Source organism: Auraticoccus monumenti (assembly GCF_900101785.1).
Lineage (GTDB): Bacteria > Actinomycetota > Actinomycetes > Propionibacteriales > Propionibacteriaceae > Auraticoccus > Auraticoccus monumenti.
On record NZ_LT629688.1, the window covers coordinates 2383750 to 2397502 of the forward strand.

Annotated in this window: 13 protein-coding genes; 8 read left to right on the plus strand and 5 right to left on the minus strand. The window is 71.3% G+C overall.

Annotation, left to right across the window (positions count from 1 at the left end; translation table 11 throughout):
• Positions 1-58: 58 nt before the first annotated feature.
• On the plus strand, positions 59-346 hold the full coding sequence (locus BLT52_RS11010) for a hypothetical protein (RefSeq protein ID WP_090596619.1): 288 nt from the start codon (positions 59-61) through the stop codon (positions 344-346).
• Positions 343-1239: an alpha/beta fold hydrolase gene (locus BLT52_RS11015; RefSeq protein WP_090593387.1), complete on the plus strand. Its 897-nt coding sequence runs from the start codon at positions 343-345 to the stop codon at positions 1237-1239. The genes BLT52_RS11010 and BLT52_RS11015 overlap by 4 nt, the downstream gene beginning before the upstream one ends.
• A gap of 71 nt (positions 1240-1310) precedes the next feature.
• On the opposite strand, the gene BLT52_RS11020 is transcribed toward BLT52_RS11015, so the two are convergent.
• Entirely contained in the window at positions 1311-2369 is a 1059-nt protein-coding gene (locus BLT52_RS11020; RefSeq protein ID WP_331712566.1) for an IS30 family transposase, read from the minus strand.
• 500 nt (positions 2370-2869) lie between these two features.
• On the opposite strand from BLT52_RS11020, the gene BLT52_RS11025 reads away from it, so the two are divergent.
• The gene (locus BLT52_RS11025) at positions 2870-3775 is read left to right on the plus strand and encodes a phosphotransferase enzyme family protein (RefSeq protein ID WP_090593394.1); all 906 of its coding nucleotides are present in this window, start codon (positions 2870-2872) and stop codon (positions 3773-3775) included.
• Between the two features lie 146 nt (positions 3776-3921).
• On the opposite strand, the gene BLT52_RS11030 is transcribed toward BLT52_RS11025, so the two are convergent.
• Both BLT52_RS11030 and BLT52_RS20820 read right to left on the minus strand, forming a co-directional pair.
• On the minus strand, positions 3922-4770 hold the full coding sequence (locus BLT52_RS11030; RefSeq protein ID WP_090593397.1) for a PHP domain-containing protein: 849 nt from the start codon (positions 4768-4770) through the stop codon (positions 3922-3924).
• Between the two features lie 514 nt (positions 4771-5284).
• A complete protein-coding gene (locus BLT52_RS20820) occupies positions 5285-6067 on the minus strand; it encodes an RDD family protein (protein ID WP_157677080.1) in 783 nt (260 codons plus the stop codon).
• 133 nt (positions 6068-6200) lie between these two features.
• On the opposite strand from BLT52_RS20820, the gene BLT52_RS11045 reads away from it, so the two are divergent.
• Together BLT52_RS11045 and BLT52_RS11050 are read left to right on the plus strand one after the other, a co-directional pair.
• Positions 6201-7046 (plus strand): NAD-dependent epimerase/dehydratase family protein, encoded by an 846-nt coding sequence (locus BLT52_RS11045; protein WP_157677081.1) that lies wholly within the window; start codon positions 6201-6203, stop codon positions 7044-7046.
• A 48-nt stretch (positions 7047-7094) separates the two neighbouring features.
• Positions 7095-8099: a stage II sporulation protein M gene (locus tag BLT52_RS11050; RefSeq protein ID WP_090593406.1), complete on the plus strand. Its 1005-nt coding sequence runs from the start codon at positions 7095-7097 to the stop codon at positions 8097-8099.
• A 16-nt stretch (positions 8100-8115) separates the two neighbouring features.
• Here the strand turns inward: BLT52_RS11050 and BLT52_RS11055 are convergent, their stop codons facing one another.
• Entirely contained in the window at positions 8116-8394 is a 279-nt protein-coding gene (locus BLT52_RS11055) for a DUF3039 domain-containing protein (protein WP_172804026.1), read from the minus strand.
• A 36-nt stretch (positions 8395-8430) separates the two neighbouring features.
• On the opposite strand from BLT52_RS11055, the gene map reads away from it, so the two are divergent.
• Positions 8431-9198 (plus strand): type I methionyl aminopeptidase, encoded by a 768-nt coding sequence (map, locus tag BLT52_RS11060; protein WP_090593409.1) that lies wholly within the window; start codon positions 8431-8433, stop codon positions 9196-9198.
• A 98-nt stretch (positions 9199-9296) separates the two neighbouring features.
• Positions 9297-10694 (plus strand): MFS transporter, encoded by a 1398-nt coding sequence (locus tag BLT52_RS11065; protein WP_090593412.1) that lies wholly within the window; start codon positions 9297-9299, stop codon positions 10692-10694.
• A 78-nt stretch (positions 10695-10772) separates the two neighbouring features.
• Here the strand turns inward: BLT52_RS11065 and BLT52_RS11070 are convergent, their stop codons facing one another.
• Positions 10773-11267: an AMIN-like domain-containing (lipo)protein gene (locus BLT52_RS11070; RefSeq protein WP_197679005.1), complete on the minus strand. Its 495-nt coding sequence runs from the start codon at positions 11265-11267 to the stop codon at positions 10773-10775.
• A 244-nt stretch (positions 11268-11511) separates the two neighbouring features.
• Here BLT52_RS11070 and BLT52_RS11075 point away from each other — a divergent pair, with 244 nt between their 5' ends.
• The gene (locus BLT52_RS11075; protein ID WP_157677082.1) at positions 11512-13719 is read left to right on the plus strand and encodes an outer membrane protein assembly factor BamB family protein; all 2208 of its coding nucleotides are present in this window, start codon (positions 11512-11514) and stop codon (positions 13717-13719) included.
• Positions 13720-13753: the final 34 nt, after the last annotated feature.

Below are 13753 nucleotides of genomic sequence, written 5' to 3' on the forward strand. Positions count from 1 at the left end.
CATCCTGCCGATCCGCATGCTTGACCTTGCCCCTAGGGCAACGCTGGAGCATGTCGTTATGCATCCGACCGCTGACCGTGACGCCCTGCGCGCACTAGCCGGTGAGGGCAACGAACGCGCCTTGGACCGACTAGCTGACCTGGCCGACGATCGCGACGACGTCGACGAGCTGCGTGAGTTGCTGGACGAGGGCAGCGAGCACGCTGGGCGACTGCTCACCCGACGCGCTGTCGCGGCTGGTGACCTGCTCGAGCTGCAGCGGCTGTCCGACGCCGGCAGCGACGACGCCGGTGACGAGCTGGACCGTCTCTTGGGCGGGTCCGCACACGGTAGGAGTGGCAAGTGAGCGCCTCCGGGCAACTGCCGCTCGGGGAGTTGCGTCCGTTGGAGGGGCGACGGCTGTGGGCCGACATCGCCGGCAATGGCGAACCGGCGGTCGTGTTCCTACCCGGCGCGGGCGGGTTCGGGCTCGACTTGTTGCGTGTCCACGAGTTGGTGGCCCGGACCACCACATCGGTGATCTACGACCGCGCGGGGACCGGGTGGAGTGACGATATCGATCTGCCGCGCCCGATGGATGAGGTGATCGACGAGCTTCGCCAACTTCTACGGCTGCTTGGTGTGGAGCCGCCTCATCTGCTGGTTGGACACTCCCTGGGCGGGCTCTACGTGCAGCGGCACGCGCAACGGTTCCCTGACGAGGTCGCCGCGATGCTGCTGCTGGACCCTGCCCACGAGGACTGGGACCTTTACATGCCTGAAGCGCTGAAGATGGCGAACCAGCCGGCCACTACCGACATGCCCGAGCTGCCGGCCACGTTCATTGCGCAGTACCACAGCGCGTTCGCCAGCCTGTTCGGCGCGTTTCCCGACCCGCTACGGGAACTGCTCGTCGACCGGCACTTCCATGCTGAACGGCTCCGCAACGGCTTCCGGGAGGGAGCCAACGTGCTGGCCATGTTCGACCAGCTCCGAAGCGCGGGGCCGCGGCCAGACGTCCCGCTGATCATCCTCAGCGGTGCAGCGAGTGACGCCACCCAAACCCTGCTGAGCAGTACCGAGGTGGTCCGGCAGCAGATCGAGGCGAGCCGAAGGCTCTACGATGACATGGCCGCCAAGACGCCTCGCGGAGAGCACCGTGTCCTGCCCGATGCCTCGCACCTCACCATCCCACTCGCCCGGCCCGACGCGGTGCAGCGGGCCGTTCGGGACCTGCTCGGCCGCGCCGCCGCGGCGTGAGCGGCCTGGTGGCAGGGTCGGAGGATAAGCAGGCCCGGTGTCCCCTCCGCCAGCTTCAGTAGTAGATCCCCTTACGCACCGCCGCTGTCGGCAGCGAGGTGAGCGGAGAAGCGCGTGGCCGCGGTGTCCCAGTCCAGCACCCGGCGTGGTCGGCGGTTGATCCGCCCGGCCCACTTCTCGAGCTGGGAGACCGTGTGGGCGCTGAGGTCGGCTCCCTTGGCCAGGTACTGGCGCAGCAGCCGGTTGGTGTTCTCGTTGCTGCCGCGCTGCCAGGGGCTCTTGGGGTCGCAGAAGAAGACCTGGAGCCCGAGGTCGGTGGCCAGCTGCTCGTGCTCGGCCATCTCCCGGCCGCGGTCCCAAGTCAGCGAGCGTCGCAGGCTCGGTGGGAGCTGGGCCAGGTCAGCGGTGAGGGCTCGGCGGACGGCGTCTGCCTTGTAGCCGTCGGGCAGGGCTACGACTCGGACGTAGCGGGTGGAGCGCTCGACCAGGGTGGCCACCGCGGACGGCCGTCGGCCCATCACCAAGTCACCTTCCCAGTGACCGACCTCGACCCGGTCAGCCACCGAGGCGGGCCGGTCCCGGATGGAGACCATGTTCTTCAGCCGGCCGCGCCCGTGGCCGGTGCGAAGGGCCCCTCGCGGGTGGCGGACCGAGCGGCCAGAGCGCAGGTGCTGCCACGGCTTGGAGCCCAGCTCGCGGCGCTCAGCGTGGAAGACGGTGCGGTAGATCGTCTCGTGCGACACCCGCTTCCCTGAGTCGTCGGGGTGGGTACGGCGCAGCCAGGCGGTGATCTGCTGCGGGGACCAGTCCTCGCTCAACTTGGACCGGACCAGCTCGCACAGCTCGGGGTCAGCGCCCAGCCGAGTGGCTTTAGGTCGGCGAGCCCGCCGCCACGCCGCTACGTCAGCAGCCTGGGCTCGGTAGGCGTCTCGCCCGCCATTGCGGGCGATCTCGCGCGACACCGTCGAGGTCGAGCGGCTCAGCTGGGTCGCGATCCTCCGGGCCGTCCATCCCGCAGCGATCCCGCGGGAGATCTCCTCTCGATCCGATCCCGACAGGTGCCGTGGATGGCGCCGCCGAGCTGGTGGACGCAGCCCGCCGGAAGCGGCCAGCAGCCGCCTCACCTTCACCGGATGACAGCTCAGTGACCGGGCAATCAGCCGGCTTGGCTCACCCCGGCCCCACCGGCTCCACAGCTCGTCGACTTGCTCTGCTGAGAACGTCAACGTCCACCTCCGGTCGGCATCATCCTCCTCAGTGGTGCGTTGACCGGTTGAGACCGCCTTGGTTTTCGAGCAGGTCGGACGCTCGGTGACACGCCGAGCTCGAAACGTCTGCTCAACATTCGAGTGTCCGCTGAGCGGGTGACCTGCCCGGAGCTCTTGATCGCCAGCACCTGGTCGGACTCACGGCCAGGTCACTTCGTTTCCACCGGGGGTTTCGAGCAGGTGACTTGCCAGACGGTCAACGACGCGATGCCCTCGTGTGTCAGTAGGGGATCGGCATGTGACACACCGCGGCCGACTCGGGGGCGGTTGAAAAGCTATGGTGTGGGCGATCGTGGCACCCCTAGGTTGCCCCCGTGTGCACCCCTTCGCCGACGAGCCCTTGGGCAAGGTCCCTGCCAACGGTGACCACGGTGATGGAACTAGTCGCCGAAAACTATCCCGTCGAACCTTCGGGTGCCACGCTGGTGCGCTCGTTCAACAACGACGTCTACCGCATCGACACTGACGATGACGCCTACGTGCTGAAGGTTTACGGGTCGGGCCGATTAGACGCGGATGAGGTCCGGTGGGAGCAACGTCTGGCCCGAGAACTGTTGAATGCCGGCATTCCCGTCGCAGCCGACGTCACAACGAACACAGGCGACTTCGTCGGAATTGTTGAAGCACCGGAGGGACCGCGCACGTTTGCGCTGACCCAATGGGTTCCTGGCAGCAAGCCTCAGCCACCATGGAGCGATGCGCTGTACCGGTCGGTCGGCGCTACTCTCGCCAGGCTCCACGCAGCTGCCGACTCATTCGACAGCATCTACCCGCGACGGACCGTGCGACGCGGCGACGAACCGGAGCGGGTCATCGCAGTGCTCGACGAGGGCAGCAGCCAGCGGCAATTGGTGCAGCGGACCGCCGCCACGGCGCGGGCTGAGCTAGGGCAACTCGCGAAGCAAGGTCTGCGGTGGGGCATACGACATGGCGACGCGTCGCTAGACAACATCCACGTCGATGAGGACGGCACCGTGTACTTCTACGACTTCGACTTGGCAGGGCCGGGGTGGCAGATCGAGGATCTGGCTGGAGCGATGTCGACCGAGTTCGCGGGCCCGTTCCTGGAGGGCTACGTCGACGAGCGCCCACTGACCGAGGTCGACCTGACAGCACTGCCCTGGCTGCGGATCCTGGGCCACATCGACAACCTGAAATTCCATCTGATCGACAAGCCGGTAGCGATGGGGTCGTCAACGCTCACTGAAGGATGGGTTGACCGCGGGTTCGAGGGGCTGGCCGACGCCGCACGCGACGCCGGCTGTTGAACTTGCGTGATCCCGGCTCCCGTCCAGAGAGGGATCCTTGACCGTACGCAGGGCTGTAGGGCTGGCTGGCGACCGTACGCAGGGCGTACTCGGGAGAGGGGTGGCCCGGTCTGAATGGCCGGACGTCTCGTGCTGGGGCCGGGTGGCTAGCAGGACCAAAGGTGGTGGGGTTCGTTGCCGGGCCGGAAGCCGAGGTGCTGCAGCATCGCCATCGCCTCGGGGAAGCCGTCAGCGAGCAGCTCGGGGATGTGAGCGTCGCTGCCGAAGGAGACGGTGCGGCCGCCTTCCTCCTTCCACCACTGCGGCATCCAGGGCCACAGGCGCCGGGTGTTCATCTCGAGCGCACGCCCGCTGGAGGCGATGGTGCGCATTGCGGCACGAAAATGCTCTTCGAAGCGTCGGGGGTCGAAGGGGCCGGCAGTCTCGGTCGGCCAGGTCCGCACGGCGTAGTCGAGGTGGGTGAAGACCTCGAAGGTGTCGGATCCGGCCACCATCTGTGGAACCTCAGCGAGGTAGTCCTCGATGACGTCATCGGGCCTGCGGAGTCTGAACAGGGTGATGGGTTCGGCTCTGTCCTCGCCCATCACCAGAGTGTGCAGCGATCCGTTGATCCGGTCGAATCTCGACAGGTCGACCAGGTCGCGGGCAGCCTGCTCAAACAAGTGGGGCTGCCCGAACTCGACCCCACTGAGGATCTGTAGCTCCGGGAACTGGTGGCGGCACCTGTCGAGGGCGTCGAAGTAGCCGTCGACGTCTAGTGGCGGGGCAAGCAGATAGCCCTCTGGAGTGATGTGGGGATGGCATGCCGGAGGAAACTCCTCCTTGCCCGCTCTCCAGTTGGTGTCGAAGTCGAAGTGCTCGGTGAAGATCACTGCTGGCAGACCGATGCGGACCGCCCGTTCGCAGGTTCTGGCCATGGTGCCCTTGGCCGTGGATTCGAGTCCTCCGGTGTCCCAGGACCACTCGCTGTGCACGTGGCTATCCGCGGTCAGCATGCTTCATCGTCTCAACCCCTGCCGAACGCCGTGAGCGTGCCACCGGATCGAGCGCGCGTCCGGCTCTGATGGAGGAGGGCACCCGCCGAACGGGTGCCCGTTAGCCGGTCCCTCACCGCACGCCTGTGCAAGCCCAGCCGGCCGAGAACCATCGGGGTGGCCACGATGTCTACGTGCTCCCGTAAGACCCGCCCGTGAAAGTGCCCGGTGATGGTGCGTCAACTGCAACACCTGGCAGGCCGCCCAGGATCGGTGACGTATCGGCGTGCGGGCCAGTGACGTTGGATTTCGAGCAGGTCCTCGGCGGCCCGCACATCGGCCTCCAGACATGGACGAAGGGCCTGCTCCCTGAGTGGCCTGTCCGAGGACGTCAGGTTGGTGCCGTTTCGAGCGGAAAGGAAAAGACCGGCAGTGCGTCCCTCTCGATCAGCTCCCTCCTGGTCACGACCGAGGCCTCGAGGGCTCGCGCCTCCAGCCTCGCGCGGTTCGACTGGTGTGCGTGCTGGGCGGACGCTCAGCGCCAGCCGGCGGGGAGCTGCTCGGCGGTCGGGACGCTGCTGAGCCGGGCCGCGCGGTCGCGGGCGCGTGTGCGGCGCTCGACCACGACGGCGGTCAGGAACTCCTCGCTGCTCAGCCACCGGGGCGGGGGTGGGCTGGTGCGGAGGCTGATCCGCTGGGCCAGGTCGTCCATCAGCTGCTGGCGCGGGGCGGCGCGCAGCTCGCGGCTGCGGCGGACGACGGTCCGGCCGGCGGCGAGCAGGTCGTCGCCGACCCCGCTGAGCTCCAGCCGGGCCATCCACTCGGCGAGCTCGGGGTCGGGGTCGGGCAGCGGCGGGGGCTGGCGCGGGGAGCGGACCCGGACCACCATCGTCCCGGCCAGCAGGTCGCCGATCCGCTTCCCCTGAGGGTGCACCCCGGCCACTACCAGCCCGAGGACGCCCAGGGTCAGCACCGAGAAGTCGACGAACCAGAACGCCATCCACCGGGTCGCCGCGTGCCGGAAGCGGATGGTGCCGCCGTCGTCACGGACCGTCCGGACGCCCATCGCCCACTTGCCTGGGGTCCGCCCCCGGCTGAGGGTCTCGAAGGCGATCGGGAAGCCGAAGCTGATCACCAGGTTCCCGGCCAGGGCCAGCGCGCTGATCCCCGCGACCGAGGCGCCCAGATCCTCGGTGGCCCGGGTCCACAGGTACCCCAGCCCGGTGATCCACAGCAGGTCGATCGACGCGGCGAGGGCCCGGGTCGGCACCCGCGCGGGACGCAGGTCCAGCCGGACGGCGTCCCCGGTGATGATCACGCCGCCACCCTACGGCCCGACAGGCCGACGGGAGGTGGCTGCTAGCCTCGCGGTGACCGCCGTCCGGCGGCGTGACGGGGTTCCCCGGGGCGCCTCCCGGACGTCCCCACCGCCGTGGACAGGAGTCCCATACATGCGTGTCGTCGTGACCGGAGGAACCGGACGAGCCGGGCAGTGGGTGGTGCGGGAGCTGGCCTCCGCGGGGCACGAGGTGGTCAACTTCGACCTCGCCGCCCGTCCCGACCTCGAGCTGCCGGGCACCTTCTGCCGGGTGGACCTCACCGACGCGGGCAAGGTCTACGACGCGCTGTTCCAGTTCCGTCCCGACGGCGTCTGCCACCTCGCCGCGAACCCCTCCCCGAGCGGGCAGGCGCAGGTCGACGTCTTCGACAACAACGTGATCAGCGCGCACAACCTGATGCAGGCCGCCGGCGACGCCGGGGTCCAGCGGGTGGTCTACGCCTCCAGCGAGATGGCCACCGGGCTCCTCACCGACGGCGTCGTGCCCGAGCAGATCCCCTTCACCGAGGACGAGCGGCGTCCCTCCCCGAACGCCTACGCCCTGAGCAAGTACCTGAGCGAGGTCATCGCGGACACGCTCTCGCTGCGCTACCGCGACACCGCCTGGGTGGGGCTGCGGATCAACAACGTCATCCCGCCCGACGAGTACGGCAAGTTCGAGGCCGAGTGGGCCGACCCCTCGATCAGCAAGGCCAACTTCTGGAGCTACATCGACGCCCGCGACGTCGGCACCGCCTACCGCGCCGCGCTCGAGGGCACCAGCACCGGGCACGAGGTCTGTCTGATCGCCGCGGCGGACACCCGGGCCAAGCGGGGCCTGAAGGAGCTGATGGCCGAGCACTACGACGGCTACGACCGCTTCGCCGCCGACTACGAGGACCCGCGCTCGGCCTTCGACTGCTCCCGGATGCGCGAGCTCTTCGGCTGGACCCCCAGCCACAGCTGGCGCGACCGGTAGCTCGCACCGCCGACGCGGCCAGGACCGCCGGACGGCTAGTCTCCGCCCATGGACATCGACTCCTACGTCGCCGAGCGCGAGGAGCAGTGGAACCGGCTGGAGAGGCTCACCAGCAGCCGGCGACGGCTGAGCGGTGCCCAGGCCGACGAGCTGGCCGACCTCTGCTCGGTCGTGGCCACGCACCTCTCGGTGGTCCGGGCCAGCGCCTTCGACCCGCTGCTGGAGGCCCGCCTCACCGACCTGCTGGCCAGGGCCCGGGGCGTCCTCAACGGGACCTCGCCGGTGCTGCTCGCCGCCCTGGTCCGCTTCCTCACCGTCGCCTTCCCGGCCGCGGTCTACCGCTCCCGCTGGCTCACCCTGGCTCTGGCCGGAGTGATGATCGGCCTCGGCGCGCTGGTCGCCTCCCGGGTCGCGGGTGACCCGGCGCTGGCGGACTCGCTGCTGTCCCCGGAGCTCCAGCAGGCCTACGTCGAGCACGACTTCGCCACCTACTACAGCGAGAACCCCGCCCACGACTTCGCGCTGCTGGTCTGGCTGAACAACGCCCGGGTGGCCGCCCTCTGCCTGCTGCTCGGGGTGGCCCTGGTGCCGCTGCTGCTGGTGTTCTGGTCCAACACCGAGAACCTGGGCATCGCCGCCGGCTTCATGATCGGCCACGACCGCGCCGACGTGTTCTTCGGTCTGATCCTGCCCCACGGGCTGCTGGAGATGACCGCCATCTGGATCGCCGCCGCCGGGGGGCTGCGGCTGGCCTGGGCCTGGATCTCCCCGGGTGCCCGCAGCCGCGGTGCCGCCCTGGCCGCCGAGGGCCGGGCCGCGGCCAGCATCGCGCTCGGGCTCGTCCTGGTGCTGCTGATCAGCGGCGCGCTGGAGGGCTTCCTCACCCCCAGCACGCTGCCCGCCTGGGCCCGGGTCACCATCGGCGCCGTGGTCTGGCTGGCCGTGCTCACCTACCTGCACGTGCTGGGACGACGGGCCGTCCGGGCGGGGGAGACCGGGGACCTGCTGCCCGTCGACCGGTCGGCCGAGCAGCCCTACGAGGCCGCGGTCTGAGACCGCGGCCGGCAGGTCACTCGCCCGAGCCGTCCCCGCCCTCGTCGTGCAGGCTCTCCCAGATCTCCTTGCACTCGGGGCAGACCGGGAACTTGTCGGGGTTGCGGCTGGGCACCCACACCTTGCCGCAGAGCGCCACCACCGGCGTCCCCATCACCATCGCCTCGGTCAGCGGGGCCTTGGGCACGTAGTGGGAGAAGCGTTCGTGGTCGCCCTCGTCCAGGCGGTGGTCGGTGCGCTCGTCGATGACGGTCTGGGCGCCCGGGCTCAGCTCCTGCGTGGTCTGCTGCGTCATGGCGTCATGTTAGTCCGCGACGGATAGGTTGGGGCCATGGTCGACCTGCACCACCCCCGGACGATCGAGCAGATGCGTCCGGCGGGGGAGTTCGTCGCGGGCGTCCTGGCCGAGCTGCGCGAGAGCGTGCGCCCCGGCACGAACCTGCTCGAGATCGACGCCCGGGTGGAGGAGCTGGTGCGCCGTCGCGGCGCGGTCAGCTGCTACGTCGACTACCACCCCTCCTTCGGCGCCTCGCCCTTCGGGCACTACATCTGCACCTCGGTCAACGACGCCGCCCTGCACGGTCTGCCCCACGACCACGCCCTCGTCGACGGCGACCTGCTCACCCTCGACCTGGCCGTCTCGGTCGACGGCTGGGTGGCCGACTCCGCGATCACCTTCGGGGTCGGGTCGGTGGCGCCGGAGGACGCGCGGCTGGTCCGGGCCACCGAGGAGGCCCTGGAGGCGGCGATCGGGAGCGCCCGCTCCGGCCGGCGGATGGGCGACGTCTCCGCCGCCATCGCCGAGGTGGCCGCCTCCTACGGGCTCCCGGTCAACGGCCAGTTCGGCGGCCACGGTGTCGGGCGCACCATGCACCAGGAGCCGCACGTGCCCAACGTCGGGGAGCGCGGCCGCGGGTTGACCCTCAGGCCCGGGCTGGTGATCGCCATCGAGCCGTGGTTCATGGCCGGCACCGACGAGCTGGTGGTCGACGACGACGGCTGGACCCTGCGCAGCGCCGACGGCAGCCGCTCCTCCCACTCCGAGCACACCATCGCCGTCACCCGCGGTGAGGCGCTGGTGCTGACCCGTCCCGGCTGATACCGCCTTGACCTCCAGCACGCTCGAGGTGCTGACATGGTCCCGCACCACCGCCCTAGACGACGCCGGGAGAGCACGACCATGACGGAGCAGCGCCCATGACCGACCAGCACGCGCCGGCGGCCACCGTCGGCGCGCCCGACGTCGACCGGCGCGCCCTCGGGGTCGGCCTCTGCATCGGGGTGGTGGCGATCGCCTTCGAGTCGATCTCGGTGGCCACCGCGATGCCGCGGGCCGCGGAGGACCTCGGCGGGCTGCGCTACTACGCCTGGGCCTTCACCCTCTTCGTGATCGGGATGCTCACCGCCACCGTGGTGGCCGGGCGGGTGGCGGACCGCGTCGGCCCGCTGCGCCCGCTGGTGACCGGCATGATCACCTTCGCCGTCGGGCTGGTGGTGGCCGGCACCGCGGAGGTGATGCTGCAGCTGCTGCTCGGGCGCCTGATCCAGGGCATCGGCGCCGGGGCGCTCAACCTCGGCCTGTTCGTCATGGTCGCGCGCGGGTTCGAGGAGCGTCACCGGCCCACGATGATGACCTGGATCTCCACCGCCTGGGTGGTGCCGGCCTTCATCGGCCCACCCGTCTCGGCCTGGATCACCGAGACCTTCAGCTGGCACTGGGTGTTCATCGGCGTCCTCCCGCTGGTGCTGGTGGCCGGGGCGCTCGGTCTCCCCGCCATGCTCAAGCTGCAGCGCAGCGGTGCCCTCGACATCATCGAGCGCTCCACCCCGGTGCCGCTGTGGGCCGGGGCGGTGGTGGCGCTGGCCGCGGCCGGGATCCAGTACGCCGGCCAGCGGGCCGCGGTCACGGTGGACCTGCTGACCGTGGCCGTCGCGGTGGTCGCCGTCGCGGCGCTGGTGGTCGCCGTGCCGCGGCTGATGCCGCCGGGGTTCCTGCGGGTGAGCCGCGGGCTGTCCTCGGTGGTCTGGTCCCGCGCCGTCGCCGCAGGAGCCTTCTTCGGGGCGGAGGCGTTCGTGCCTCTGATGCTGGTGCAGACCCGCGGGCTCCCGCTGGTGCTGGCCGGGGCCTCGCTCACCGTCGGCGCGGTGGGCTGGACCACCGGCTCCTGGCTGCAGTCGCGCACCTGGCTGCCGCTGCGCCGCGACCAGCTGATCACCTCCGGCAGCGCGTCGCTGCTGCTGGGTCTCTCGGCGACCGCCGTGATCGCGGCGGTGCCCTCGGTCTGGTTCGGCTTCGTCGGCGTCGCCTGGATCTTCGTCGGACTGGGGATGGGGCTGATGATGTCGAGCAGCTCGGTGGCGATGATGACCCTCAGCCGCTCCCACGAGCAGGGTCGCAACTCCTCCTCGCTGCAGGTGGGGGAGGCCCTGGGCAACGCGATCCTGGCCGGTGGTGCCGGCACCATCTTCGCCGTGCTGCACAGCGGTGCCCTCAGCGCCACCTTCGGCACCGTCTTCGCCGCGATGGCCGCCGCCGCCCTGGTCGGCACCCTGCTGACCCTGCGGATCGGACGGATCACCGCTCCGTCGTCCTGAGCCGCCGGCTGCTGGTGCGTGACGGCACCGGCCCCCGGGACGCGCTGCGTCGAGCGTCCCGGGGGCCGGTCGGGCGGCTCACCAGGAGTGGGCCACGTCGATCACCAGCCGGCTTCCGTCACCGGGACCGTCCAGCTCCAGCACCCGCATCGGCAGCCGCGCCCTGACCCCGAGCCCGAGCGTGGTCTGCCCCTCGAAGGTGCCGGCCATCGCCACCTGGCGGAAGGTGCTGTAGCCGCGGACGTCCAGCAGCTCCCGGCTGTTCCTGAGGTCACGGCCCCAGGCCCGCACGATGATCTGGATGTCGGTGCCCCTCAGGTACACCCGGTCCCCGCTGCCCTCCTGGTAGACGGCGCCGTAGCGGACGTCGTAGCCCACCCCGCGGTCGTCCAGGTCGATCACCAGCCGGTCGAAGCAGGCGTGCCGCCCGCTGCGCACCGAGCCGATGTCGTTGGCGGTGAACTCCCCGTCCACCTTGGCCAACGACCCCCAGCGGTAGGTCGGGCAGCTCGCCGCCTCCGCCTGCGGCACCACCACGGGCACCACCGCCATCGCCATCCCGAAAGCCGTCACGGCGGCCCCTCGTACCCACTGCTTCGACGTCATCGTCATCGCCCCCTTTGCTCGCGACGCTAGACCCGCCGGACCCGGCACGCCTGTGAGCGACGGAAGGGATCGCGCAGACGATGCTGAGGATCCGACGACGCCGCTCGCACGCCTCCGCCCGGGCGCCGTTCACCGAGGCGTCGGACGCCGTTGCCGCGCCGTTCGACCGAGTCCGCAGCGCGGTCCACCTCCGGGGGAGAGCGTGGGTCGGGTGACCACCCCCGCACCGCTGCCCACCTCCTCCTCGACCCCCGCCGGCGCCGGACTCGGCCGCCGGGGGTTCCTCGGCCTGGCTGGGGCCGGCGGTCTGGTCGGCCTGACGGGTCTGCCGGCCGGGACGGCCAGCGCCCGCGGCACCGACCCGCTGACGTTCGTGGTGCTGACCGACACCCACGCCGACGTCGATGTGCCCACCAACCTGGCCAACCTGCGTCGGGTGTTCACCGCCGTCGAGGGCGAGTCGCCGGCCTTCGTGCTCAACTGCGGTGACATCACCGAGTACGGCGCGGTCGCGGAGTACGACGCCTACCGGGCCTGCGTCCCCGACGCGCTGTGGCCGTTGCTGCACCACGTGCCGGGCAACCACGAGGCGCGTTGGGACCCGACCGCGGGGGAGGCCTACCGGGCGGTCTTCGGCCCGTCGACGGCCTCCTTCGACGTGGCCGGCCTGCACGTGGTCGGGCTCGACCCCACCCAGGTGCTCCAGGAGCCCGGCCTCTTCGGTCCCGAGCTGCTGGAGTGGCTCCGCGACGACCTGCGCCGGGCCGGCGAGGACACCCCCACTCTGCTGTTCCTGCACTACCCGCTCGGTGGGCGCAACCACTACGTCAACGACACCGAGGCGCTGCTCGCGACGATCGAGCCCTTCGACGTCCGCGGGATCTTCGCCGGGCACATCCACCGCGAGGAGGTCAGCCGCTTCAACGGGCTGACCCAGGTGACCGGCCTGGCCACCAAGGGCAACCCCTTCTACTACCTGGTGCAGCGGGTGGCCGGCGACGGGGGACCGGTGCTCGAGGTCACCCACGTCACCGTCCCGGCCACCGGCCAGCCGGTGCGGCGGCCGTTCACCACCATCCCCCTCGCCGCCACGGGATCCGACCTCGGACCGTTGCGGCCGCGGGCGCGCGACGAGGGCGACCGGTTCTCCCTGACGGTGCCGGCGCTCCGCGGGGTGGCCGAGGTCGAGGCGCGGGTGTACGCCCAGGGCGTCTTCGGCGGCACCTCCGACGCCGCCGCCACCCCGTTGCGGCGCCGCAGCCGGGGGCTCTTCTCCGGTGAGCTCCCCGCGGACGGGCTGCCGGCCGGCCGGCACCGGGTGCAGGTGCGGGCCCGGGCCGCCGACGGCCGGCTCTGGGAGTCGACCGTCGCCGTGCAGCGCCGCACGGCGGAGGAGCCGTTGCCGGTGCTGTGGTCGCACCGGGTCGGCGGCCCGGTGCAGGGTGCGCTGGCCGTCCACGACGACCTGGTGGTGGCCGCCAGCGGCTCAGGGGCGGTCGAGGCGCTGCGGCCGACGCCCGGCGGGCCCGGCCGGGTCTGGCGGCGCGAGCTCGGCCCGGTGCACCGCGGCCCCGCCTTCAGCCGCGACGGCGGCACCGTGGTCGTGCCCTCCGCGGACCACCACCTGCACGCGCTCGACGCCGCGACGGGTGCCGAGCAGTGGCGCGCCGACCTCGGCGTGCCCGTGCTGTCGACCCCGCTGGTCACCGAGGTCGAGGGGGCCGAGACGGTGCTGGTCGCGGCCGGGGAGACCCTGCACGCGCTCGACCTGCAGGGCCGGAGCCGCTGGCGGGCGACGGTGCCGGTGATGTCGGCCGGGCGGGTGGCCTGCGACGGGCGGCTGGTCGTGGTCGGGGCCGGTGACGGCCGGGCCTACGCCCTCGACGCCCGTACCGGCGAGCGGGTCTGGGGCTTCAGCACCAACACCCGGACCACGGCCTACACGCGGCTGATCTACGGCCCCTGGGACGACACGGTCGAGCTGCTGCCCGGGGGAGGCGTGCTGGTCGCCACCGTCTCGGCCGCGCACGCCCTCGACCTGGCCACCGGCACCGAGCGGTGGCGGCGCGCCGGGAGCCACGTCTACGCACCGTCGCTGCTGGTGGCCGAGGATGAGCTGCTGCTGGTGGACGAGCGGGGGGTCGCCGTCCTGCTCGACCCGGCCGACGGGAACGCCCGGTGGACTGCGCCGACCGCGCCGCGGGTGCTGAACGCCGGTCCGGTGCTGTCGGCGGACCGGAGCACCGCCTGGGTCGTCGGCACCGCCGGGTTGCTGGTGGAGCTCGACCTGACCGCCGGCACGGTCCGCCGCCGGCGCCAGCTGTTCACCGCGAACACCTTCTCCACGCCCGCCCGGGTGGGGGACGTGCTGCTGGTCGGGGAGCAGGACGGGTCGGTGCACGCCGTGGACCTCTCCTGAACCGACCGGGCGCCGGCCGCGGCTAGAGTGGGGC